Here is a 22,165-nt window from a genome sequence, read left to right on the forward strand (position 1 = left end):
CCTTAAAACATGTTGTGATATATTACAAGCGGGCGTAAGACTCCGCGATCAGCCGCAACTGATGGCGCGGAAATGACGACAAGGGCCGCTTATGCGCCCCGACGGGAGGGTTGTTGCCGTGAAGATCACGTCGATCGAGACACTGCGCACGCAAGAGTTCTCCAACGTCATCTGGGTCCGCATCCACACCGATACCGGCATGATCGGACTCGGCGAGACCTTTTACGGCGCAGGCGCAGTCGAGGCGCAGATCCACGACACCTTTGCAGGCCGGCTGCTCGGCCGCAATCCCCTGCACATCGAGGCGATTCATCGCGACATGCTGAACCTGCCGATGGCGCAGTCGTCGACCGGCGTCGAGTACCGTGCCGCCTCCGCCATCGATATCGCGCTGTGGGATCTGTTCGGGAAGGTCTGCGGCCAGCCGGTGCACCAGATGCTCGGCGGCCTCTGCCGGGACAAGCAGCGCATCTACAACACCTGCGCCGGCACGCAATATGTCCGCTCGACCAATATCAGCCCGGTTGCCAACTGGAATCTCGGCGCCTCCAAGGGTCCTTACGAGGATCTCGATGCATTCATGACGCGCGCCGATGCGCTGGCCGAGAGCTTGCTGGAGAGTGGCATCTCCGCAATGAAGATCTGGCCGTTCGATCCGGCCGCACAGGAGAACAAGGGGCTCTACATCAGCGCAGCGCAGATGAAGCAGGCGATCGAGCCGTTCGAGAAGATCCGCAAGGCCGTCGGCGACAAGATGGAGATCATGGTCGAGCTTCACTCGCTATGGAATCTGCCGACTGCCAAGCAGATCGCGCGCGCTCTCGAACCCTACAAGCCGACCTGGTACGAAGACCCGATCCGCATGAACTCGCCCCAGGCGCTCGCCGAGTATGCGCGCTCGACCGACGTCTGGGTTTGTGCCAGCGAGACGCTGGGCTCGCGCTTCCCCTACAAGGACATGCTCGACCGCGACGCCATGCACGTGGTGATGGCGGATCTTTGCTGGACCGGCGGCCTCACCGAGGGCCGCAAGATCGCGGCCATGGCCGAGACCTATCACCGACCCTTCGCACCGCACGATTGCATCGGCCCGATCGGCTTCATCGCCGCCATCCACATGTCGTTCAGCCAGCCCAACACCTTGATCCAGGAATCGGTGCGCGCCTTCTACAAGGGCTGGTACAATGAGCTCGTCACCACGATGCCTGCCATCAAGGATGGCTACGTCTATCCGATGGAAGGACCCGGCCTGGGCGTCGACCTCCTGCCTGCTGTCTTCGAGCGCAGCGATCTCACCGTGCGCCGCTCCAACGTCTGAGGATTTCGCCAGATGAGCACGTCCCTCTTCGATCTTTCCGGCCGCACCGCGCTCGTGACCGGTTCCTCTCGTGGCCTCGGCCGTGCCATTGCCGAAGGCATGGCCAAAGCAGGCGCCAGGATCATTGTAAACGGCGTCGTTCCCAAGCGCGTCGAGCAGGCCGTCGCCGAGTTTCGCAGCGCAGGGCACAAGGCCGAAGGCGCGCCCTTCAACGTCACCGACGAGCCGGCTATCCTCGCCGCTTTCGAGCGTTTCGACCGCGAAGGTCTTGCAGTCGACATCGTCGTCAACAATGCCGGCATCCAGCACCGCAAGCCACTGGTAGAATTCACCACCGACGAGTGGCGCAAGGTGATCGAGACCAATCTCACCAGCGCCTTCGTGATCGGCCGCGAGGCGGCCAAGCGCATGATTCCACGCAAGCACGGCAAGATCATCAATATCGGCTCGCTCGGCAGCGAGCTGGCGCGGCCCACCATCGCGCCCTACACCGCGGCCAAGGGCGGCATCAGGAACCTGACCCGCTCGATGGCGGTGGAATGGGCCCAGCACGGCATCCAGGCCAACGCGATCGGGCCCGGCTACATGCTGACCGACATGAACGAGGCGCTGGTCAACAACGCCGACTTCAACAACTGGCTGATGGGCCGCATCCCGTCGAAACGATGGGGCAAGCCGGACGAGCTGGTGGGCGCCGCGATCTTCCTGGCATCGGACGCGTCCACCTATGTCAACGGCCAGATCATCTATGTCGATGGCGGCATGATCGCCGCGATGTAATCTCGAAGTCCAGGGAGCAAGCCATGCGCGCCGTCGTCATCCATGCACCGAAGGATCTCCGGATTGACAATTATCCGGATGCGATGCCCGGCCCGGGAGAAGTCCGCGTCAAAATCGCCAATGGGGGCATTTGCGGCTCGGACCTGCACTACTATCATCACGGTGGCTTCGGCGTGGTCCGCATCCAGCAGCCGATGGCGCTGGGGCACGAGATCGCCGGCGTGGTGGCCGATGTCGGTGACGGCGCCACCAATGTGAAGCCCGGCACGCGCGTCGCGGTCAATCCGAGCAGACCATGCGGCCAGTGCCTGCATTGCCAGGAAGGCATGCGCAACCAGTGCCTCGACATGCGCTTCCTCGGCAGCGCGATGCGCTTCCCCCACGTGCAGGGCGGCTTTCGCGAATTCATCACGGTCGACGCGACGCAGGCCGTGCCGATCGCGGACAAGCTCTCGCTTGCGGAAGCCGCGGTGGCCGAGCCGCTGGCGGTATGCCTGCATGCCGGCAAGCAGGCGGGCCCCCTGCTCGGGAAGCGCGTGCTGATCACCGGCTGCGGCCCGATTGGCGCGCTGATGATTGTGGTCTCGCGCTTCGGCGGCGCGTCCGAGATCGTGGCGACTGATGTCGCCGAAGCGCCGCTCGCGGTTGCGAAGAAGCTCGGCGCCACCGACGCCATCAACGTCGCGGCCAATGGCGCAGCCCTCGATCCGTGGCGCGCCGGCAAGGGCGTGTTCGACACGCTGTTCGAAGCTTCAGGTAATCAGGCGGCGCTCCGCACCGCGCTCGACCTGCTCAGGCCGGGCGCGACGCTGGTGCAGCTCGGCCTCGGCGGCGAGATGACGCTGCCGATCGATTCAATCGTCGCGAAGGAATTGCAGCTCCGTGGCACCTTCCGCTTCGATCGGGAGTTCGAGCTGGCGGTGCGGCTGATGGGAGAAGGCCTGATCGACGTCAAACCTTTGATCACGGCTGCCATGACGTTCGAGAATGCGGTCGCGGCCTTTGAGCTCGCCAGCGACCGCGCGCAGTCGATGAAAGTGCAGCTTACTTTCTAGGAGCGTCGTTGACCTGCTGCCCCTCGATCAATCGGTCCCTGACCAGCCGCACCGCACCGCGCTTCCACGAATAGTCCGCGCCCAAGCGCAGGCCGCTGTCGCCGCGCGCCAGCACCGCCCCAGTCCTGGCATCGCGCACCTGGAAGCCGAGCGTGTATTCGGTGCGGCTGACCCGCCGCACCACGCCGATCAGCGACTGATCCGCGCCGAGCTCTTTCGCAATCGCCGCCTCACATCCGCCGCAGTCGCGCAAGGCACGCCCCTTCCCCGCCTCGCCGCGCACGCCGCTGACATCGACGATGCGGTAGCGGCCGGATTGACCCAGCGCTTCGCGTACGCTGCCGGAGACCTCGGCCATGTATGACGCGTCTGAAGTCGCCGATGCCTCCGCCGACGCGCCGGTCGTATCCTCCAGCTCGAAATCGAACACCGCCAGCGCGACCGGCACTGGCGTTGCGAGCGCGGCCAGTATCTCGCGGGACAGGAAGATCTCGGCGCGCTCCCAGGATTCATCGTTGTCGCCGCGGAAGCTGTAAAGCTTGTCCATCACGAGCTTCTTGGCGCCGACGTCGATCACGGCGACCTTGGCCCATTGCACCAGCGTGCTCGTCTTCTGAATGCCGCCGATGACCTTGAACGCCGCGCCGTCCCGGGTGGACGGCACCAGCCGATAGCGCGAGTCCGCAGCGATGTCCCTTCGAAGCGCGGCCATGAACGCGGCCAGCCGCCGCTCGTGAGCGGCGGTCTGGTTGGTCGGCTCGCCCGAAGTATCGGTATAGCTGAAATCATCCATGGCTACGCCAATAGCGCTCTCGGCATCGGCCGGCGAACAAGAAAGGACGAAGAGGAGAAAGGCGGAGAGAATCAGGCGAGAGCAATGCATGAACGGACCTCGCAGGATGGGACGGCCGCAAATCTGGATCGGGCACTGAGGGCGACGCAGCCGCAACCGTCCCGACAAGCGCCGGGAAAATTTCACGACGCTGCAGTGCGGCACAGCGGGAACGCTTTCCGCCGCATGCGTTCTGCCCTTTAATGCGGAAAGCGACAAACCCGTTCGCACCAGGTGCCTGCCGATGTGGAATCGCCCGAGGTTCGATCTCAAGGTCCGTCTGACGTTGCTCGTGGCCGGGATATCGGCCGTCTGCTTCGCTGCGATCTCCGCCTATTTCCTCGTATCGGCCGACCGGGCCGCGCATGCGCGCATCGACGGCATCGCCGCCATCGTGGCGAAATCGCTGGAGTTGCAACAGGGCAAGGTTCAGTGGGTGGCCAACCCGCGCTCCGACTTTCCGAACCTCGATCCTGTTTCGGCCTATGTGATGACACCCGGCCTGTGTCTGGCATTCCGCGGCACGAGAGGCGACATCCTCCAGCGCTTCTGCAGTGGCGCGCCTGCCCCCGCGAGCCCGCCGCCGCAAGCCTTCGTCGCCTTCTATCGGAGCCTGTTCGATCCCGGCCGGGAGGCAGTACGACCGGTCATTGTGCGCGGAACGAACCTCGGCGAGACCGTGGTTTCGGTCGATCCGGCCGTACAGACGGCGGAAGCCTGGCACGAGGCGGGGCGACTGATGATCGCGCTTGCAATCGCGCTGCCGCTGCTCTGCGCACTGGTCTATGCCGCACTCGCCCGCGCCCTGCGCCCCACCCGGCTGATCGGCAAAGGCCTCGAGCGCATTGCCACCGGAGACCTCACGACGCGGCTGCCGCCATTCGATCTCGCCGAGCTCTCCGCCATCCGTGACGTCTTCAACCAACTCGCCGAAAGCCTCGATATCGCGCTTGCCGAACGCAACGAGCTGACACGGAAGCTGATCGCGCTTCAGGACGAGGAGCGCCGCCATCTCGCGCGCGAGCTGCATGACGAATTCGGCCAGTCGCTCGCCGCGATCCGCGCGCTTGCCGCATCCGCCCGCCAGACCGCGGCGCAGGACTGCCCCGGATTGCTCGGAGAGTGCGACAGCATTGCCCGGACCGCGACTGGCATGATGGAGACGCTGCGTGGCGCGCTGTTCCGGTTGCGGCCACCGGACGTCGACGAGCTCGGCCTCGTCGCAAGCCTCGAAGGTCTGGTGTCGGGTTGGAACGGCCGCAGTCGCGGCCAGACCCGGTTCGAAATCCGGTTCGACGGTGCCTTCGAGAGCGTGCCTGGCACCATCAGCGCCACTCTCTACCGCATCGTGCAAGAGGCGCTCACCAACGCTGCCAAGCATGCCGGCGCAACAAGGGTCAGCCTGCAACTGACAATGGCCAACAATGAGATCGCCCTCGCGGTCGAGGACGACGGCCGCCCGAATGAGACTGCCGTCAAATCCGGCATGGGCCTGCTGGGCATGCGCGAGCGTGTCGCCGCGCTTCGCGGCCGGCTGAGCTTCGAGACCGGCCCTCATGGATCCACGTTGCGTGTGTTCATCCCGCTCGCGGCCGATCGGCAGGCCCTGGAGCACGCCGCATGAGCGCAGCCGATGCCACCATCCTGCTGGTCGACGACCATTCCGTCGTCCGCGAGGGCTATCGCTCCGTGCTCCAGAAGCAGCCCGGCCTGCGCGTCGTCGCTGAGGCAGCCGACGGCGCGGAAGCCTATCGGCTGTACAAGTCCGAAGCGCCGGACCTCGTCATCATGGACCTCAGCATGCCCGGCATCGGCGGCATCGAGGCCGTCAGGCGGATCAGGCAGTGGGACAAGGCCGCACGAATCCTCGTCTTCACCATGCACGAGAATGCCGGCTTTGCCGTGCAGGCGATCCGCGCCGGTGCGAGGGGGTACGTTACCAAGACCAGCCCGCCCGAGACCCTGGTGCGCGCGGTAAAGGACGTGCTCGCCGGCAAGATCGCCATCAGTCCCGATATCGACCACGAGCTTGCGCTCAGCCGCATCGGCGGCGAGTGCTCGGCCGCGGACGTGCTGACGCCGCGCGAATTCGAGGTGCTGCGGCTGCTGCTCGCCGAGAACACGACGGAGGAGATCGCCCAGATGCTGCATGTCAGCCCGAAGACGGTGGCAAACCTGCATTCCCTCATCAAGGACAAGCTCGGCGTTGGGTCCGACATCGAACTGGTCCGGCTGGCGCTTCGCCAGGGATTGTTAACGGAGGTCTGATTGCCGCTGGCTTACGGCTTCAGCCTCGCTCCGTCAGGCGAGAACGCCGCCACCGTGTCGCCGATCCTGAACGACATCATGTCACGGCCGACGAGCAACGGCTCCTTGTAAGCAGTGCGGGTCCGCAGGATCAGCGGCCCCCGGGGAACGTCGGGCGCGGGCTTCCTTGGCCCTCTGCGTGAGCCCAGGCCAGGGATCGCGGTCGAGCACCTCGTCAGCAGTGGGCTACAATGTAGGACACGAGGTTATCCGCAACGCCCGCGAGGGCATCGACTATCTCGCCTCGATTATCATTGCGATTCGCATCCGAGGCCGTCGCCGCCGGGTTGAGCCGCGGAAGATGCTTCCTTCCCTGCATCGCCCGCATTGATTTAGAAGTCCTTAATTTTCCACATGTACCTCTCGGTTGCAACAACCGGTTCCTGCTCAGGAAAACTGCAGTCCGAGAGCGCTGGATGACCAGTCGCTTTCCTCCGAGAGCAGTCCAATGGGGTCATTTCGCGTGCTCGCCGAATCACTGGAACACGTGCGGCTCTTTCCCGCAAAGCGGATGATCTACGCCCGCCTTGTGCTTGCGGCGATGGCCGCGATCATCGTGGCCAAGAGCTTCTGGTTTGGACGCTGGGGCGGCTGGGCCAGCCGCGAGCTTGCCGACTTCGATGCGTTTCACATCGTCGCGCAGCGTGTCTGGATTGGCGATCTCGAGCAGGTCTATCATTTCGAGACGTTGTTGAAGATGCAGGCCGCGGTCGCGGGAGCGGCGCCCAGCTTCATGCCTTGGACCTATCCACCCCAATATGGTCTGCTGATAGCGCCGTTCGCCTTCCTTCCCGTCGGAGTCGGCTATCTCCTGTTCACCGCGTCAACTCTCGCGTTTTATATTGCGACGCTGCGCGCACTGGCGCGCGATCATTTTGCGCATGTGTTGGTGGTTCTCTTTCCCGCGCTTTCAGTCACCATCGGCTGCGGGCAGAACGGCTTTCTCACGGCGGGACTGATCGGCCTCATCTGCCTCAATATCGAACGACGACCGCTGCTCGCTGGAATTGCGCTTGGCGTCATGGCGATCAAGCCACACCTCGTGATCGCCGTCAGCGTCTGCCTGCTTGCAATGCGGAGCTGGGTCGCGCTCGCGGCCGCTGCGGCCGTGGTGCTGGCGAGCTCGCTCGTCTGCACAATCCTGTTCGGATGGCAGATCTGGACCGCATGGTTCGGCGCAATTCGAGAATCGACGAGCTACCTCGAGCAGGGCCTTTATCCGTTGTTCCGCATGATCTCAGCATACGCCGCACTTTCCACAACCGGGTTCTCCCCCAAGGTGGCCTTTTGGGGACAGGTAGTCGTTGCTGCGCTTGCCTTGCTCGCGGTCATGCTAACTGTCTTCCTCGTTGCGACCCGTGGATTTTCGCAGCGATTTCTCCTAGGCACCGCCACAATAGTGTCGGCGATGATTAGTCCATATGCATATGACTACGATCTATCGATGCTCGGCGTCGGACTTGCTCTGTTGCTGCCCGAGCTCGGCAAGGTGGCCAGCCCGACCGAGCGCAGTGCCATCTACGCCCTGATTCTGCTGGCTGGCGGCTATGGATTGCTGCAATCAGCACGGCTCGCGATGGAATTTGGACAGAGGGTAGACTTGAACGAGCATTTCGCGCCCGCAATCGGCGGCTTCGCCATGATGACGGTGCTCGCATTGCTCCTGAAAATGTTGTGGCGCGCGGCATGGCCTGCGCTCGTCCCGCCGAGAGCCGCGAAATAACCGCCCCTCCTACGTTTGCTCAGGCCCAAATCCGCAATCAGGCACTGTGAATGCGATGACAAGCCAAATCGCGATCGAGCTCTACTCGCTGGAATCAAGCGAGTCATGCTGAATGATCTGGGATTTGCGCGCTCCGATGCGCCAGTCTCGTGAAGAAGCTGCGGACGGCCCAAGAGAAGTGGTTCTACCTGATCAGATTCGTGCGTGTCACTGATATGGCCCGCTGGGAGCGGGCGGTTCTTCAACAGGATCATTGTCGAGTGGCGATGCGCTACGACGCCGAGAACTATTCCAATTTGCGTCGATTCGGCTGTGGCTGCGCGTCGATGAGTCCGCGTCGTTGATTGTTGGCCCGCAGATCATTCGCGCGCGACGACCGAATCCAGCCAGGCGCAGTTCAGCGGCGGCACGCGCGGGTCAGGGACGCGCACGCCTCGCGCCGCTGCATCCAGCCGCATGTCGCGCAATCGTTTGCGCTGCTCTTCGGGCATATGGAGCCGCTCGTGGCCCCACAGCGAGGGACCATCAAAGGTCTCGTGCGGCTGCCAGGTCTCGGGATCGATGACCCGCGCGCCCCAGCCGTACTCGATGAAGAAGCCGGACGGCGTATTCACGTAGAACGAGGTCATGTGGTCGTTGGTGTGCCGGCCCAGCGTGTAGGCGACACGCCCCTCGTCCAGCTGCGCGAGGTCGTAACCCTGCCCGACGTCGTCGAGACTGCCGAGCTCGACCATGAAGTGATGCATCGCCTTCCGCCCCGAGCCAACCATCGCAAAGGAGTGGTGGCGGCCGTTGACGTGGAAGAAATAGAGCCCGTAAGGCTTCAGCCCGAAATCGGAGACGTGAAAGCCGAGCACGTCACGATAAAACGGCAGGAGCTGCTCGACATCCTCCACATTGAGCACGACATGCCCCATGCCGAGCGCGCCGGTGCGGAAGCCCGAGATCGGGCGGCCGGGCCTGAACGGCTCGCTCGCAAGCTCCGGGTTGCAAAAAGCCTCCAGCCGGTTGCCGGCGGGGTCAGTGAACGCGATCAGCTCGGCGACATGCCGCTCGTCCGCGAGCGCGCGCGAGCCTCGGACCACCTTCGTGCCATGGCTTTCCAGGCGTCCCGCCAACCGGTCGAGCTCGGCCGTGGAGGGAACTTCCCATCCCATCACCGCAAGGCCGGCATCGCTGCCACCGTCGACGATCAGCCGCTGCTTGCGGTCGTCCATGCGGAAGGCGCGCATCTTGCCGCCGCGATCGACCTGCTGCATCCCGAGCAGCCCGGTCGCCATCCGGCTCCACTGATCGAGCTGGGATGAACTGATTCCGATATAGCCGAGTGCTGTGATTTCCATCGAATTCCTCCGGAAGGCATCACGTTGGCCGCACCGCGGCGACTTGATACCGGCCGCGCGCGATCCTACGGTGGCGTCCCGCAATCGCTTCGCGTTCGCAATGACGATAGACACGCCGCGATGAGCCACAAGGGAGGAAATGAGAAGTGTCCAAGGAGCGGACGCAGAACGGCAGGCCGCGGCAGTCCGAGGGCGTCCGCGCCTTCAAGCGGGGGCTCGACGTGCTGCATGAGGTTAACCGCTCCGGCGGCATCCGCGCCGGCGACGTCGCCCGCGCGCTCGATCTCCCCCGGCCCACCGTCTATCGCCTCCTCGAAACGCTGGAGGAACTCGGTTACATCGCCCGCAGCGCCAGCGACGACCGATTTCGGGTCACCCGGCGCGCACTGAGTCTCGGCGACGGCTATGATCCCGGCGTGGTAATCTGCCAGGCGGCGGCGCCTTATCTCGCCGATCTGAGCAAGAAATTAGTCTGGCCGGTCGATCTCTCCACCTATGAGAACGCGGCGATGGTGGTGCAGGAGACCACTCACTCTCGCAGCCCGCTCTCGATCGACCGCGGCATGATCGGCAAGCGTCTGCCGATGCTGCGCACGTCTGCGGGTCGCGCCTATCTCGCCGCCTGCCCCGCGCGTGAACGCGATCTGATCGTCAATCATCTCCGCCGCATCGATGAGGCCGATGATCGCCCGTTCCTCGACGAAGCCCGCCTCGACCGGATGATGGCCGAGACGCAGGCGCGCGGCTACGCCATCCGCGGCGAAGGCGAATACAACCCCAAGACGGCCTCGATCGCTGTCTCGATCGTGCGCGACGGCGTCGTGTTCGGCTGCATCTCCATCATCTGGATCCGCTCGGCGCTGGGGATCGAGGAAGCCGTCGCAACCTTTGTCGATCCGATGCGCAGCGCCGCGGCAGCTATCGACGTCGGAGTCTGAAGCTGCTCCAGATCTCCGACCACACCAGGCGACGACCGCCGGCTATGCGTGCTTCACCCGAACCGGCAAGGAAGCCAGGCCACGCAACACGTTGTTGAGCGCCAGCACGGGTTCCCCGATCTCGAAAGAGGCCACTCGCTCCACCAGGACCTCGAGCAGTGCCGTCATCTCCAGCCGGGCCAGGTGAAGGCCCGCGCACATGTGCGTGCCGTTGCCGAATCCGAGATGATCGTTGGCGCGGCGCCTCACGTCGAAACGTTCCGGATCGTGCCATTTTCGCTCGTCGCGATTGGCCGACGCGTACAGCAGCAGCAGCCGGCTCTCGCGCGGAATGGTCAGGTCTGCAACCGTCGCATCGGCCGCAAGATGGCGTGTGAATCCCCGAACCGGCGATTCCAGCCGCAGCGCCTCGTTGATCGCATTCGGGATCAGGGCCGGATCGTTGCGGACCAGATCCCATTGCGCGGGATGACGGCCGAACAGCAACACGAGGTTCGCCGTTGCGAAGATGGTCGTATCGAGGCTCGGGCCGAGATAATCCCTCATCAGCACCGGACAGCGCTCCGGCTCGACCTCGCCTCGGTCCGCAGCAGCGAAGATGCGGTCGCCCCAGCTGCCGGGCCGCAGACGGCTCCTGATTTCTTCCCCGCCGAGATAGGCGCGCATCTCCTGAACGTCCTTCAGTGCCGTGCAGGCCCGTGCATTCATGGTGCCGAGCACGTTGAAGGTCGCAGCAGCCCAGCGCAGCATGCTGCTGCGGCCATGATCCTCCAGACCGACGAGCTTGGAGACGATCGTCAGCGGCAGGTGCTGAGCCAGATCCGACACTGCATCGAACTGGCCGCGGGCGACCAGATCGTCGACAAGCCGGCGGGCCTCTGTCCTGATCTGGGGCGCGATCTCCTCCAGCGCCCGCGGCATCAATGGCGCCGCGATGATCCCGCGCAGCCGATCGTGCAGCGGCGCATCGCTCGCCAGCGTCGTGCCTCGCGAGATGTCGTTGACGTGGTCGTTGGCGGCAACGCCCTGTGCCGACGAGAACACGGTCGGGTTTCGCAACGCGGCACGCACGTCGTCGAATCGCGCCACCGCATGAAGCTCATTACGCGGCAACCAGACGACGGCGCCCAGCTCGCGAAGGGCTCTGTAGTGCGGGTATGGGTCGAGCAAGACCTCATCGCTGTAGAGATCGACGTCGTAGACCGGTTGTCCGGGAATTGCCGGCATCCTCTATTCTCCCTCGCGTCCCGAAGTCCGCCTTAGCGCACGGCCACCCATTCGCCCTTCTCAAGCCGGCCGAGCGTCAGCGCACTCTGGTCGAGGCCGGTGTGGTCATTGGGGCCGTAATTGTAGACTCCGCGAGAGCCGGCCACGCCTCGGAGCTCTTCGATCGCGCTGCGAAGGCCCTCGCGAAAATCGGCGGTGCCGGGCGCGCCCTTCTTGAGCGCGGCGGGTGCAGCCCGCTCGATCAGCAGCAGAGCATCATAGGCGGACCCTGCAAAGATATTGCGGCTTCCCGGACCAAACCTGGCTTCATAGCGCTGAATGAAATCCAGCGCGGCCTTCTTGGCGGGATGCTCATCCGGCAACGAGGCCGCGCCGACTGCCGGGCTCAGCGGCACGAAGATGCCGTCACCTTGAGCGCCTGTCAGCTTGCGGAAATCTCCAAAGGTGGCGCCGAGCGTGCCGTACACCTTCCCTGCAAATCCCTTCTCGCGAAGCTGAAGCAGCGGCAGCGCCGCGGGCGCGCCGGAGGCTGCAATGAGGACGGCGTCCGGGTCGGCGGCAACGATCTTGAGGATCTGCCCGACGACGCTGTTATCGGTCCGTGCATATTTCTCGTCGGCGACGAGCGCGATTCCCGCCGCCGCGCACATCTCTGCACTGACCTTGCTCCAGGCGTCACCGTAGGAATCGCCGAAACCGATCAGGGCGAGTTTCTTGACCCCGCTCTTCTTCATGTGCGCGAACAACGGCGCCGCTTCGTGATCGTCGTTGGTGGTCGTCTTGAATATCCAGCGCCTTCGCGCGTCGACCGGAGCCACCAGAGCGTTGACGGGGGCAAGCGTGATCACGGGAAGCCGGTATTCGACCGCGGGATCGATGACCGCGAAAGATCCGGGCGTCGTGGTCGGACCGACGAGGATATCGATACTGCTGCCCTGGAACAGCTTCCGCATCGCCGCAACGGCCGCGGTGCTGTCCGAGGCTTCGTCCAGAAACAGGTAGTTGACCTTGTGGCCTGCGATTTCGGGTGGGCCAAAGCTGGTCCCATTGCGCTCCGCATTTCCAATCGCTGCGGCCGGACCTGTCGTGGACAGCAGGATTCCCACGTTGATGTCCGCGGCAGAAGCCGACACCATGAACATTTGGATTGCAAGGCACGCCACTCCCGCGCATTTCAGCATCGTTCCTCCTCTGCGGCTGCCTCGATCGACAACCTGCACTTTTTTTCCTGACGTTAGGTAGCCAAGGCAGGCAGGCCCGAAGTAGCGCCATTGCGGAAATGTCCGGCTGGCGGACAAGCCGGATGTGGCGGAGGTCGTCCGCTGGGCGGACACTTGGCGCGCCGGCATTGAAGGGGCGGCACCGGCTGGGAAAGAGATAACCCCATGCAAGATAAATCCGCCCTCGAAGAATTTGATGTCGTGATCGTCGGCCGCGGCCCGGTGGGTGCCACGCTCGCCAATCTGCTCGGCCTCTGCGGCGTGCGGACGTTGGTGCTGGAGCGCGAGGCGCGGACCTATCATCTGCCGCGCGCGGTGCATTTCGACGACGAATGCATGCGCGTGTTTCAGACGATCGGCCTCGCCGACGCGATTCTGCCGCACGTCATTCTCAGCCCGGGGATGCTCTTTCTCGATGCCGACGGCCGCATGCTGCTGGATTGGTCCCGTCCACGGACGCTAACGCCGATGGGCTGGCATCTCAGCTACCGCTTCCACCAGCCGGATCTGGAGGACGTATTGACCCGAGGGCTCGCCCGCTGGCCACACGTCAGCCTGCGCAACCGGTGCGACGTGTTCGCGCTCGATCAGGACGAGGATGGCGTGCGCGTCCGCTACGAGGACCTCACGAACGGGAGGCTCTGCGGGGTTCGGGCCGGCTATGTGGTCGGCTGTGACGGCGCCCGCTCGCTGGTGCGCCGCTTTATCGGCTCCGGCATGGACGACCTCGGGTTCCACGAGCGCTGGCTGGTCATTGACGTCCTGCTCAAGCGCGACCGCGATGACCTCGGCGACTACAGCCTCCAGCATTGCGATCCCAGGCGGCCGGCGACTTATGTGCGCGGCACCGGCGCGCGGCGGCGCTGGGAAATCACGGTGCTGCCGGACGAGGATTCGAACGACGTGGCGCAGCCGGCGAAAGTGTGGGAGCTGCTGTCACGCTGGATCACGCCTGAGGATGCCGAGCTCGAACGCGCGGCGGTCTACACCTTTCATTCCGTGATCGCACAACAATGGCGCAACGGTCGATTGCTGCTCGCAGGCGATTCTGCGCACCAGACGCCGCCTTTCCTCGGCCAAGGCATGTGCGCCGGCATCCGCGATGCCGCGAACCTCGCCTGGAAGCTCGACGCGGTCATACGGGGCGCCGCAGATTCCGGTGTGCTCGACACCTATCAGAGCGAACGCCTGCCCCATGTGCGCGAATTCATCGAGCTCGCCATTCGGCTGGGCGGCGTGATCAACACCAAGGCGACCGAAGCGGGACTTGCCGCCGGCGAGGCTCGCGAGAACGCGCCCGTGAAGCTCGAGGTGAAGAAGCCTCTGCTCGGCCCCGGGCTCGTATCAAGGGATCTGCCGCTCGCCGGACATCTGGCGCCGCAATTCACCTTGAGCGACGGCAGCCCAAGCGACGACAGGACCGGCTACAGCCACGTGCTGCTCGTCGAGACGGCGGCGGCGCCGTCATCGCGACAGGCCCTTTCACAGGGAATCAGGATCCTGACCAGCGACGATGCCAGCAGCCTTGGGCCCTGGCTGCGCGAGCACGGCATCGTCGCCGCGCTCGTTCGCCCCGACCGCTACGTGCGCGGGACGGCCTGCAACGAAGCCGAGCTCGACCGGCTCATTGCCGCCATCGCGCCTCCAACCCACGTGCCCTCCGCGGCCTGACTGAACCATCTCAAGGACATCTCATGAAGCTGATCTCGTTCATTGTGCGCGGACGCCCCTCCTTCGGCGCCGTCAAGGACAACGGCGTCGTCGATCTCGGCGCCCGGATGGCGGGCTGCACCACGCTGCGCCAGCTGCTCGAAGCCGGTCGCCTCGCCGAGGCGGCAAAGCTGACCGCCTCCGCTGCGCCCGATCATCCGCTCGACAAGATCAGCTTCGCCCCCGTGATCCCCGACCCCGGCAAGATCATCTGCGTCGGCCTCAATTATCGCGACCACGTCGCCGAGACGGGCCGCACCGTCACCGAGAAGCCGGCGCTGTTTGCACGCTTCGCCTGCAGCCAGGTGGGCCATCTCCAGCCGATCGTGAAGCCGAAGGTGAGCGACGACTTCGACTACGAGGGCGAGCTCGCGCTCGTCATCGGCAAGGGAGGCCGGCACATCCCGGCCGACCGGGCGCTCGATCATATTGCCGGCTACTCCTGCTACAACGAAGGCAGCATCCGCGACTGGCAGCGCCACACCAGTCAATTCCTCGCCGGCAAGACCTTTGCCGAAAGCGGCAGCTTCGGTCCCTGGCTGGTGACGACGGACGAGATTCCCGATCCGTCAAAGCTCACCTTGCAGACGCGGCTGAACGGCAAGGTCGTGCAGGACACCACGACGGATCTCCTGATCACCGCCATTCCCGAGCTGATCGCCTACATCTCCACCATCTGCCCGCTCGTGCCCGGTGACGTCATCGTCACGGGCACGCCGGGCGGTGTCGGCGCCAAACGCACGCCGCCGCTGTGGATGCGTCCCGGCGACACCGTCGATGTCGAGATTTCCGGCATCGGCACCTTGCGTAACACGGTGATCGCCGAACCGGCCTGACCGTCAGGATCGATCAATCAACGATAAACTCAGGAACCGCCATGGGTACGACCCGCGCCACCTCCGCAGCCACCCTGCTCATTACACTCGCGCTCGCGGGGTCCGCTGCGCGGGCCGACATCAAGGGCGACGCCATCCGGATCGGTGTTCTCACCGACATGAACGGCGTGTTCGCGACCGCCATGGGTCCGGGCTCGGTCGAGGCGGCGCGGATGGCGGCGGAGGAGTTCGGCGGCAAGATCAACGGTAGGCCGATCGAGATTTTGCAGGCCGATCACCAGAACAAGCCAGACCTGGCCGCATCGCTCGCCCGCAAATGGTTCAGCGATGGTGTCCAGGCAATTGCCGACGGCGGCAGCTCCGGCTCGGCGCTGGCGGTGCAGGAGCTTGTGCGCAGCAACGGCAAGATATTCCTCATCTCCGGCGCCGGTGCAAACCAGCTCACGGATGAAGCGTGCGCCCCAACCAGCGTGCAATGGACCCAGGACGCCTATTCCACGGCGACCGCCGTGGTCTCCGGCATCATGCAGACCAGCAAGGAGCCGTGGTTCTTCATCACCGGCGACTACGCCTTCGGCCATTCGATCGAGGCGACCGCGCGAGACCGCATCGCCGCGCTCGGCGGCAAAGTCGCCGGCAGCGTCAAGGCGCAGCTCGGTACGCCCGATTACAGCTCATTTCTGCTCCAGGCTCAGTCGTCGGGCGCCAAGATCCTGGCCATCAACGTCGCCGGCGACAATGCGACTGCGATCAAGCAGGCCGAGGAGTTCGGGCTCACCGATCAGGGCATGAAGATCGTGCCGATGTCGTTCCAGAACGTCGACATCGAAGCCGTCGGCTTGAAGGCCACACGCGGTGATCTCATCGTCACCTCGTTCTTCGAGGACGTCTCGCCGGCGGCCCGGAAATTCGCCGATGCGTTCTATGCCCGCCGAAAGGCGATGCCCTCGCAGATCCAGGCCGGCGTCTATTCCGCCGTGCGTCACTATTTGCAAGCCGTGAAGGACACAGATTCCGACGAGGGCACGGCCGTGATGGCCAAAATGAAGGCGACGCCGGTATCGGACGCCTACACCACCAACGGCCGCATCCGCGAGGACCAGCGCATGGTGCACGATCTCTATCTGGTGCAGGTCAAGACGCCCCAGGAGTCAAAAGGCCCTTGGGATTTCGTCAAGCTGGTCGCAACGATCCCGCCCGACCAGGCATTCCGTCCGCTTGACCGCAGCAAGTGCAGCCTGGTCGGCAAGTAGGGCGTTTTCAGGCGGAGTGGAGACCGGTTCGCGCGACGAAAACGCATCAGTCCAGAGCACCGTCCGCGTCCATCGGAACGGTGCTCTCGCGCTCAAGCCAGATAGCGCGCAAGATGGCCTTCCATGGCGTAGAGCGCGCAGAGCGCGAGGCTCGACCAGACGGCGGCGCTGAAATACAGGAACATCCAGGTCAGCTCGCCCCTCCAATGCGCGATGTCATGCGTCACCACCCAGCGCGTCGCGACGTCATGCAAGCCTTCGAGGAGGCCGAGGAATTCGTTGCCCTCGGCATGCCCTGCCCGCCAGCGGCTGAGATACATCGGCACATCGACGGTGATCAGGAAGGCCAGAAAGCAGGCGATGCCGACGACGCCGACGATCAGCGCCCAGCGCACCACGCCCTGGAACTCCGGCATCAGGCGGCACAACGCGATCCCGGCCAGGAAGAACGTCACGGCCCACAGCGAATTCTCGATCGCATTGTAGAGATAGTTGGTGGTCACCACCGCGTACCAGGAGAAACACTCCGCGATGATGATCACCGGCACGATCACCCAAGCGATGTTCACCGTCGTCTCGGCGCCGGTCATGGTGCCGAGCTGGTGCAGAATGATGGCCCATTGGGCGGCGAAGCAAACCTCGGCGACCGTCGCGACCGAACGGCCGACGAAGACGCTCGATAGCCAGGTGTCGAACAGGCAGATGCGCTGAACGTCCGCTCGCGGCAGGACCGATCGGAACGCACAGCCGAACACATAGCCGGCGCACAGCAGCAGCATCAGCCCTATGTCGGATCCGCCGCTCAGGCTGCCCGACGCCGCCGGGTAGAACTCGCGGTACAGCATGAACCAGACGAGGACGTTGGCGCTGCTCACAAACGTGAGGGATCCCCACCACCATGCGAGAGGATTTGACCGCGCCTGCCACTGCAACATGACCCGCTCCGAAAATTATCGATCTGACACGTCGTCGTAATAATCCTGTCACAAGACGACATGCAATCACGACAAAAATCTGTGTGTTCGGTCGTTCCACCGCTGTCCCCCGACGGAAATTGATGCGTCATTGCGTCCACATATTGGACAATTTACACCTGTATTTCGAATCTATTGGACATTCGCGCCGCTTGCGTCTGATATCCAGAAATGGTCCAGACCGGTTCATCCAAGCCCAGACATCCGCCCTCCTCTGCCGCAGCCGTGTTGGCGGTCAGCTCCGAGGACGCCGCATTCGCGACGACGCTCGCAAAAGGGCTCGTCGTGCTCGAAGCGTTCAAGGCGGGGAGCACGCTGCTCGGCAATATGGAGCTGTCGACTTTGACGGGCATCCCGCGGCCGACGGTGGCGAGGCTGACCCATACGCTGGCCGAGCTCGGCTATCTCCGCTACGACGCCGAACGGGCGAAGTACCGCGTCGGCGCGCGAGCGCTGCGGATGGCACATCCTCTGCTCGCCGGAATGCAATTCCGCCAGGTGGCGCGCCCCATGATGCAGGAGCTGGCGCACAGCGTTCGCGGCACGGTCTCGATCGGCCTGCTCGACGCCACCTCGATGATCTATGTCGAGACTGCGCGCTCCGGCGATGTCGGCCCGCACGTGCCCGACATCGGCATGCCCATTCCCGTCGTGTTGACCGCCATGGGCCGCGCCGCGGCCTCGACCTTGCCGCCTGCGGACGCAGACCGGCTGGAGCGGAACATCGCCGCCGAAGATTCCGGGCTGTGGTCAGCGATGCGGGACAAATACCGCGCCGGGATTGCGCAGTGCAAAAGCCGCGGCTTTTGCACCTGCTGGGGCGAGTACATGGCTTCGATCCATGCCGTTGCCGCACCGTTGTTTCATGCCAGCGAATCGAAACAGTCGTTCTCGATCAATTGCGGCATCCCCGCTTTCCGGCTCCAGCCAGGTCAGCTCGAGGGTGAGATCGGTCCGCGCATTGCCGCGCTCGCCGACAGCATCCGCGCCATCATCGGGCAGGCCGAACTCACGACGCCGCCGCGCAAAACCAAGAAAACCACAAGCGTCGGGACATGACATGGCTGGACCGCTCGAAGGACTGAAGGTTCTCGATATCGCTACCATCATCGCCGCGCCGTTCGCTGCCACGCTGCTGGCCGACTACGGTGCCGAGGTCCTCAAGATCGAGATGCCCGGACAGGGCGACGGCGTGCGATCGTTCCCGCCGTTCAAGGACGGCAAGCCGTTGTGGTGGAAGGCCGCCAATCGCAACAAGAAGTTCGCCACCCTCGATCTGCGCACGCCGGACGGACTTGCGTTGTTCAAGCAGCTTCTCCCACGTTTCGACGTGCTGATCGAGAATTTTCGCCCGGGAACGCTCGATCGCTGGGGCCTTCCCAAGGAGGTGCTGTGGTCGATCCAGCCGCGCCTCGTGATTCTGCGCGCGACCGCCTTCGGGCAGAACGGCCCCTATCGCGAGCGTCCGGGCTTCGCCCGCATCTTCGAAGCCATGGGCGGGCTCACCTACATCACCGGTGAGAGCGACGGCGAACCGACCCATCCCGGATACCCGATCGGGGATTCGATCGGCGGCCTGTTCGGCGCCGTCGGCGTGCTCGCGGCGCTTTGGAAACGGGCGTGCGACCCGCATGCGCCGGGCGAGGAGATCGATCTCGCCTTGACCGAGGCCGTGTTCCGCCTGCTCGACGTCCTCGCCATAGAGCACGACCAGCTCGGCGCCGTTCGCAGCCGCATCGGCAATGCCAACGGCTATTCGGCGCCGGCCGCTGTTTTTCGCACCAGCGACGATCACTGGGTGACGCTCGCAGGCTCGACCAACACCCTCTTCGCAGCGAATTGCCGCGCAATCGGCCGGCCCGACCTCATTGCCGATCCACGCTTTGCCAGCAATGACGAGCGCGTCAAGCACGCCGCCGAACTCAACGACATCTTTGCCGGCTGGTGCGCCGCGCATCCACTCGACGAGGTCCTCGCGAGCTTCAATGCCGCACAGGGGACGCTGGCGCCGATCTATTCGATCGATCAGATCGCCGAGGACCCGCAAGTGGAGGCGCGCGAAGTGATCACCCGCGTTGCCGACCGGGACTTCGGCACGGTCGCCATGACCAATGTCGTGCCGCGCTTCACCGTCGATCCCGCGCGCTTGCGCCATGCCGCGGGCGACGTCGGCCAGGACAACAACGAGATTTACCGGGATTGGCTCGGCCTGTCAGACGCCAGGATCGAGCAGCTCACCCAACGAAAGGTGATCTGATCTCGGCAAATCAACAACAGAAGAGCAACAACAACAACAGGGAGGAAGACAACAGTGGCATCGTTCAAGGTCACACGCCGAACTCTGCTGGGCACGATTGCCGGCGGCCTCGCAGCGGGATCTGGCATGACGGCACATGCCGAGGACGCCTGGCCGTCGCGCCTGGTCCGGCTGATCTCACCCTACGGACCTGGCGGATCCAACGACATCTCGCTGCGTCTGCTCGCGGAAGAATTCGGCCGCAGCCTGCGTCAGCAGTTCATCGTCGAGAACAAGCCGGGCGCCGGCACCCGTATCGCCAATGACATGGTCGCGCATGCGCCGGGCGACGGCTACACCTTCCTGTACGTCGCGGCCCCCTACGCTACAGCCGAGGCGTTGTTCGGCAAGCTCACCTATGACCGCAAGGAACTGCAGCCGGTGGCAATGGTGGTGATCGCGCCACTGTTCCTCATCATCAGTACCAATGCGCCGTTCAAGACCCTCCCGGAGTTGATCGCCTACGGCAAATCAAAGCCGGACGGACTGACCTTCGCCTCTCCCGGCGCCGGCTCGCAGCCTCATCTCGCCGGAGAGCTCCTGTTCCGCGATGCGGGCGTCAAGGGTCTGAACATCCCGTTCCGCGGCGATGCGGCTTCCTACACCGAACTGCTCGCCGGACGCGTGGATGCCACGCTGACGGCGCTGCCGACCGCCCTGCCTTACATCCAGAGCGGCAAGTTCACCGTGCTGGGCGTCGCCTCGCCTGAGCGCAGCGCACTCTACCCGCAGGCGCCCACCCTGCGCGAGCAAGGCTTTCCCAACGTGGCTGCCGCCGGCTGGTACGGCTTCATGGCGCCGGCGACAACGCCACGGTCGATCGTCGACAAGTTCCAGGCCGAAGTGCTGCGCGCGCTCGCCGAACCCGCGATCAAGAACAAGCTGACGGCCCAGGGCCTCGAGGTGCGCGCCGGCACCGCGGCCGAGTTCGCCCAGTTCATCGACAACGAGACGCAGAAGTGGACCAAGTTGATCCGCGATGCCGGCCTCAAGGGCGAATAACGAATAGGGGGAACACTGGGTATGAAGAACAATCTCATCAAAGGCTTCGCGGCGTCCACGCTCTTTCTCACGCTCTCGATCGCGGCCGCGCAAGCGCAAAAGAAATATGATCCCGGCGCCTCCGACACCGCGATCAAGGTGGGGCAGACCGTGCCGCTCAGCGGCCCGGCCTCGGCCTACGCGGTGATCGGCAAAACCCAGGCCGCCTACATGAGGATGATCAACGACCAGGGCGGCATCAACGGCCGCAAGGTCGAGCTGATCCAGTATGACGACGCCTATTCGCCGCCCAAGACCGTAGAGCAGACCCGCAGGCTGGTCGAAAGCGACGAGGTGCTGCTGACGTTCCAGATCATCGGCACAGCGCCGAACGTCGCGGTGCAGAAATATCTGAACGCCAAGAAGATCCCGCAACTCTTTGCCGCCACCGGCGCGGCGCGCTTCACCGATCCCAAGAACTTTCCCTGGACCATGGGCTTCAACCCGTCCTACCTCGTCGAGGGCCGCATCTACGCGCAATACCTGCTGAAGAACCACCCGAATGCGAAGATCGGCGTGCTCTACCAGAACGACGACCTCGGCAAGGATTATCTCGCCGGCCTCAAGGCCGGCCTCGGCGACAAGGCGAGCATGGTCGTGGCCGAGACGTCCTACGAGATCACCGAGCCGACGATCGATTCCCAGATTCTGAGATTGAGGGACGCAGGCGCCGACGTGCTGTTCAGCGCGACGACGCCGAAACAGGCGGCGCAAGCGATCAAGAAGGTGGCCGAAATCGGCTGGAAGCCGCTCCACATCATTGACATCAATGCCTCCTCCGTCAGCGCCGTGCTCAAGCCCGCAGGACTCGACAATGCCAAGGGCGTCATCAGCGTCGGTTACGTCAAGGATGCTGCCGATCCCGAATGGAAGGACGATGCCGGCATGAAGCGCTATTTCGCCTTCATGGCCAAGTACTATCCGGACGGCGACAAGGACTCGAACCTGAATGTCTACGGCTACATCACCGCACAGCTCCTGGTGCGGGTGCTGAAGCAATGCGGTGACGATCTCACCCGCGAGAACGTGATGCGACAAGCCGCCAGCCTCAAGAACGTCGAGCTCGATCTGACGCTTCCGGGTATCTCGGTCACGACCACGCCGACGGACTATCGCGTCAACAAGCAGTTCCAGATGGTGCAGTTCGATGGCCAGCGCTGGCAGAAGCTCGGCGGGATCGTGACGGACGACGCCAGGGAGTGAGGCGGCCAGAGCAGACGCGGAACGCGTTTGCGCGGAGTCATGCTCGAACCGGATCTAAGCGCGACGGGGATTCATCCCGATCTCGTTGCGCTTGAGGGTCGCGGGTCCG

The 22,165-nt window shown here is 64.3% G+C and carries 20 protein-coding genes; 14 read left to right on the forward strand and 6 right to left on the reverse strand.

The window, feature by feature from the left end:
- Positions 1 to 118: 118 nt before the first annotated feature.
- Genes ASG57_RS19650 through ASG57_RS19660 form a run of 3 tightly spaced genes read left to right on the forward strand, consistent with a single transcriptional unit; the run spans position 119 to position 3,153 of the window.
- Positions 119 to 1,318 (forward strand): mandelate racemase/muconate lactonizing enzyme family protein, encoded by a 1,200-nt coding sequence (locus ASG57_RS19650; RefSeq protein WP_024342857.1) that lies wholly within the window; start codon positions 119 to 121, stop codon positions 1,316 to 1,318.
- Positions 1,319 to 1,330: 12 nt separating this feature from the next.
- Complete coding sequence (locus tag ASG57_RS19655) at positions 1,331 to 2,098, forward strand: glucose 1-dehydrogenase (RefSeq protein ID WP_057197080.1); 768 nt, start codon at positions 1,331 to 1,333, stop codon at positions 2,096 to 2,098.
- 23 nt (positions 2,099 to 2,121) lie between these two features.
- Entirely contained in the window at positions 2,122 to 3,153 is a 1,032-nt protein-coding gene (locus ASG57_RS19660) for an L-idonate 5-dehydrogenase (protein WP_057197081.1), read from the forward strand.
- Here ASG57_RS19660 and ASG57_RS19665 read toward each other — a convergent pair.
- The gene (locus ASG57_RS19665) at positions 3,143 to 4,036 is read right to left on the reverse strand and encodes a DUF3280 domain-containing protein (RefSeq protein WP_024342854.1); all 894 of its coding nucleotides are present in this window, start codon (positions 4,034 to 4,036) and stop codon (positions 3,143 to 3,145) included. The genes ASG57_RS19660 and ASG57_RS19665 overlap by 11 nt on opposite strands.
- Before the next feature lie 193 nt (positions 4,037 to 4,229).
- Here ASG57_RS19665 and ASG57_RS19670 point away from each other — a divergent pair, with 193 nt between their 5' ends.
- Together ASG57_RS19670 and ASG57_RS19675 are read left to right on the forward strand one after the other, a co-directional pair.
- Positions 4,230 to 5,609 carry a sensor histidine kinase gene (locus tag ASG57_RS19670; protein WP_057197082.1) on the forward strand — a complete coding sequence of 460 codons (1,380 nt, stop codon included), beginning with the start codon at positions 4,230 to 4,232 and terminating at the stop codon, positions 5,607 to 5,609.
- Entirely contained in the window at positions 5,606 to 6,253 is a 648-nt protein-coding gene (locus ASG57_RS19675; protein ID WP_024342852.1) for a response regulator, read from the forward strand. The genes ASG57_RS19670 and ASG57_RS19675 overlap by 4 nt, the downstream gene beginning before the upstream one ends.
- 514 nt (positions 6,254 to 6,767) lie before the next feature.
- Here the strand turns inward: ASG57_RS19675 and ASG57_RS39235 are convergent.
- Positions 6,768 to 6,971, reverse strand: a complete 204-nt coding sequence (locus tag ASG57_RS39235; protein WP_230646648.1) for a hypothetical protein — start codon at positions 6,969 to 6,971, stop codon at positions 6,768 to 6,770.
- An 18-nt stretch (positions 6,972 to 6,989) separates the two neighbouring features.
- Here ASG57_RS39235 and ASG57_RS19680 point away from each other — a divergent pair, with 18 nt between their 5' ends.
- The gene (locus ASG57_RS19680; protein WP_230646647.1) at positions 6,990 to 8,015 is read left to right on the forward strand and encodes a glycosyltransferase family 87 protein; all 1,026 of its coding nucleotides are present in this window, start codon (positions 6,990 to 6,992) and stop codon (positions 8,013 to 8,015) included.
- Positions 8,016 to 8,374: 359 nt separating this feature from the next.
- Here the strand turns inward: ASG57_RS19680 and ASG57_RS19685 are convergent, their stop codons facing one another.
- The gene (locus ASG57_RS19685) at positions 8,375 to 9,358 is read right to left on the reverse strand and encodes a VOC family protein (protein WP_024342849.1); all 984 of its coding nucleotides are present in this window, start codon (positions 9,356 to 9,358) and stop codon (positions 8,375 to 8,377) included.
- Positions 9,359 to 9,504: 146 nt separating this feature from the next.
- Between ASG57_RS19685 and ASG57_RS19690 the strand changes: the two genes are divergently transcribed.
- Entirely contained in the window at positions 9,505 to 10,296 is a 792-nt protein-coding gene (locus ASG57_RS19690) for a DNA-binding transcriptional regulator (protein ID WP_057197083.1), read from the forward strand.
- A gap of 42 nt (positions 10,297 to 10,338) precedes the next feature.
- On the opposite strand, the gene ASG57_RS19695 is transcribed toward ASG57_RS19690, so the two are convergent.
- Together ASG57_RS19695 and ASG57_RS19700 are read right to left on the reverse strand one after the other, a co-directional pair.
- The gene (locus ASG57_RS19695; RefSeq protein ID WP_057197084.1) at positions 10,339 to 11,523 is read right to left on the reverse strand and encodes a cytochrome P450; all 1,185 of its coding nucleotides are present in this window, start codon (positions 11,521 to 11,523) and stop codon (positions 10,339 to 10,341) included.
- A gap of 32 nt (positions 11,524 to 11,555) precedes the next feature.
- Positions 11,556 to 12,704, reverse strand: a complete 1,149-nt coding sequence (locus ASG57_RS19700; RefSeq protein WP_024342846.1) for an ABC transporter substrate-binding protein — start codon at positions 12,702 to 12,704, stop codon at positions 11,556 to 11,558.
- Between the two features lie 204 nt (positions 12,705 to 12,908).
- On the opposite strand from ASG57_RS19700, the gene mhpA reads away from it, so the two are divergent.
- The 3 genes from mhpA to ASG57_RS19715 are packed head-to-tail and all read left to right on the forward strand — an operon-like array spanning position 12,909 to position 16,542.
- A complete protein-coding gene (mhpA, locus tag ASG57_RS19705) occupies positions 12,909 to 14,414 on the forward strand; it encodes a bifunctional 3-(3-hydroxy-phenyl)propionate/3-hydroxycinnamic acid hydroxylase MhpA (RefSeq protein ID WP_057197085.1) in 1,506 nt (501 codons plus the stop codon).
- A gap of 23 nt (positions 14,415 to 14,437) precedes the next feature.
- Positions 14,438 to 15,289 (forward strand): fumarylacetoacetate hydrolase family protein, encoded by an 852-nt coding sequence (locus tag ASG57_RS19710; protein WP_057197086.1) that lies wholly within the window; start codon positions 14,438 to 14,440, stop codon positions 15,287 to 15,289.
- Between the two features lie 41 nt (positions 15,290 to 15,330).
- Positions 15,331 to 16,542 (forward strand): ABC transporter substrate-binding protein, encoded by a 1,212-nt coding sequence (locus ASG57_RS19715; RefSeq protein WP_057197087.1) that lies wholly within the window; start codon positions 15,331 to 15,333, stop codon positions 16,540 to 16,542.
- Between the two features lie 92 nt (positions 16,543 to 16,634).
- Here ASG57_RS19715 and ASG57_RS19720 read toward each other — a convergent pair whose 3' ends face one another.
- On the reverse strand, positions 16,635 to 17,477 hold the full coding sequence (locus ASG57_RS19720) for a hypothetical protein (protein ID WP_024342842.1): 843 nt from the start codon (positions 17,475 to 17,477) through the stop codon (positions 16,635 to 16,637).
- A 210-nt stretch (positions 17,478 to 17,687) separates the two neighbouring features.
- Here ASG57_RS19720 and ASG57_RS19725 point away from each other — a divergent pair, with 210 nt between their 5' ends.
- Genes ASG57_RS19725 through ASG57_RS19740 form a run of 4 tightly spaced genes read left to right on the forward strand, consistent with a single transcriptional unit; the run spans position 17,688 to position 22,056 of the window.
- Complete coding sequence (locus ASG57_RS19725) at positions 17,688 to 18,575, forward strand: IclR family transcriptional regulator (RefSeq protein ID WP_057197088.1); 888 nt, start codon at positions 17,688 to 17,690, stop codon at positions 18,573 to 18,575.
- A 1-nt stretch (position 18,576) separates the two neighbouring features.
- Complete coding sequence (locus ASG57_RS19730; protein ID WP_057197089.1) at positions 18,577 to 19,773, forward strand: CaiB/BaiF CoA transferase family protein; 1,197 nt, start codon at positions 18,577 to 18,579, stop codon at positions 19,771 to 19,773.
- A 54-nt stretch (positions 19,774 to 19,827) separates the two neighbouring features.
- Positions 19,828 to 20,814 carry a Bug family tripartite tricarboxylate transporter substrate binding protein gene (locus ASG57_RS19735; RefSeq protein WP_057197090.1) on the forward strand — a complete coding sequence of 329 codons (987 nt, stop codon included), beginning with the start codon at positions 19,828 to 19,830 and terminating at the stop codon, positions 20,812 to 20,814.
- A 21-nt stretch (positions 20,815 to 20,835) separates the two neighbouring features.
- On the forward strand, positions 20,836 to 22,056 hold the full coding sequence (locus ASG57_RS19740; RefSeq protein ID WP_057197091.1) for an ABC transporter substrate-binding protein: 1,221 nt from the start codon (positions 20,836 to 20,838) through the stop codon (positions 22,054 to 22,056).
- Positions 22,057 to 22,165 lie beyond the last annotated feature (109 nt).

It is taken from the genome of Bradyrhizobium sp. Leaf396 (assembly GCF_001424605.1).
Lineage (GTDB): Bacteria > Pseudomonadota > Alphaproteobacteria > Rhizobiales > Xanthobacteraceae > Bradyrhizobium > Bradyrhizobium japonicum_C.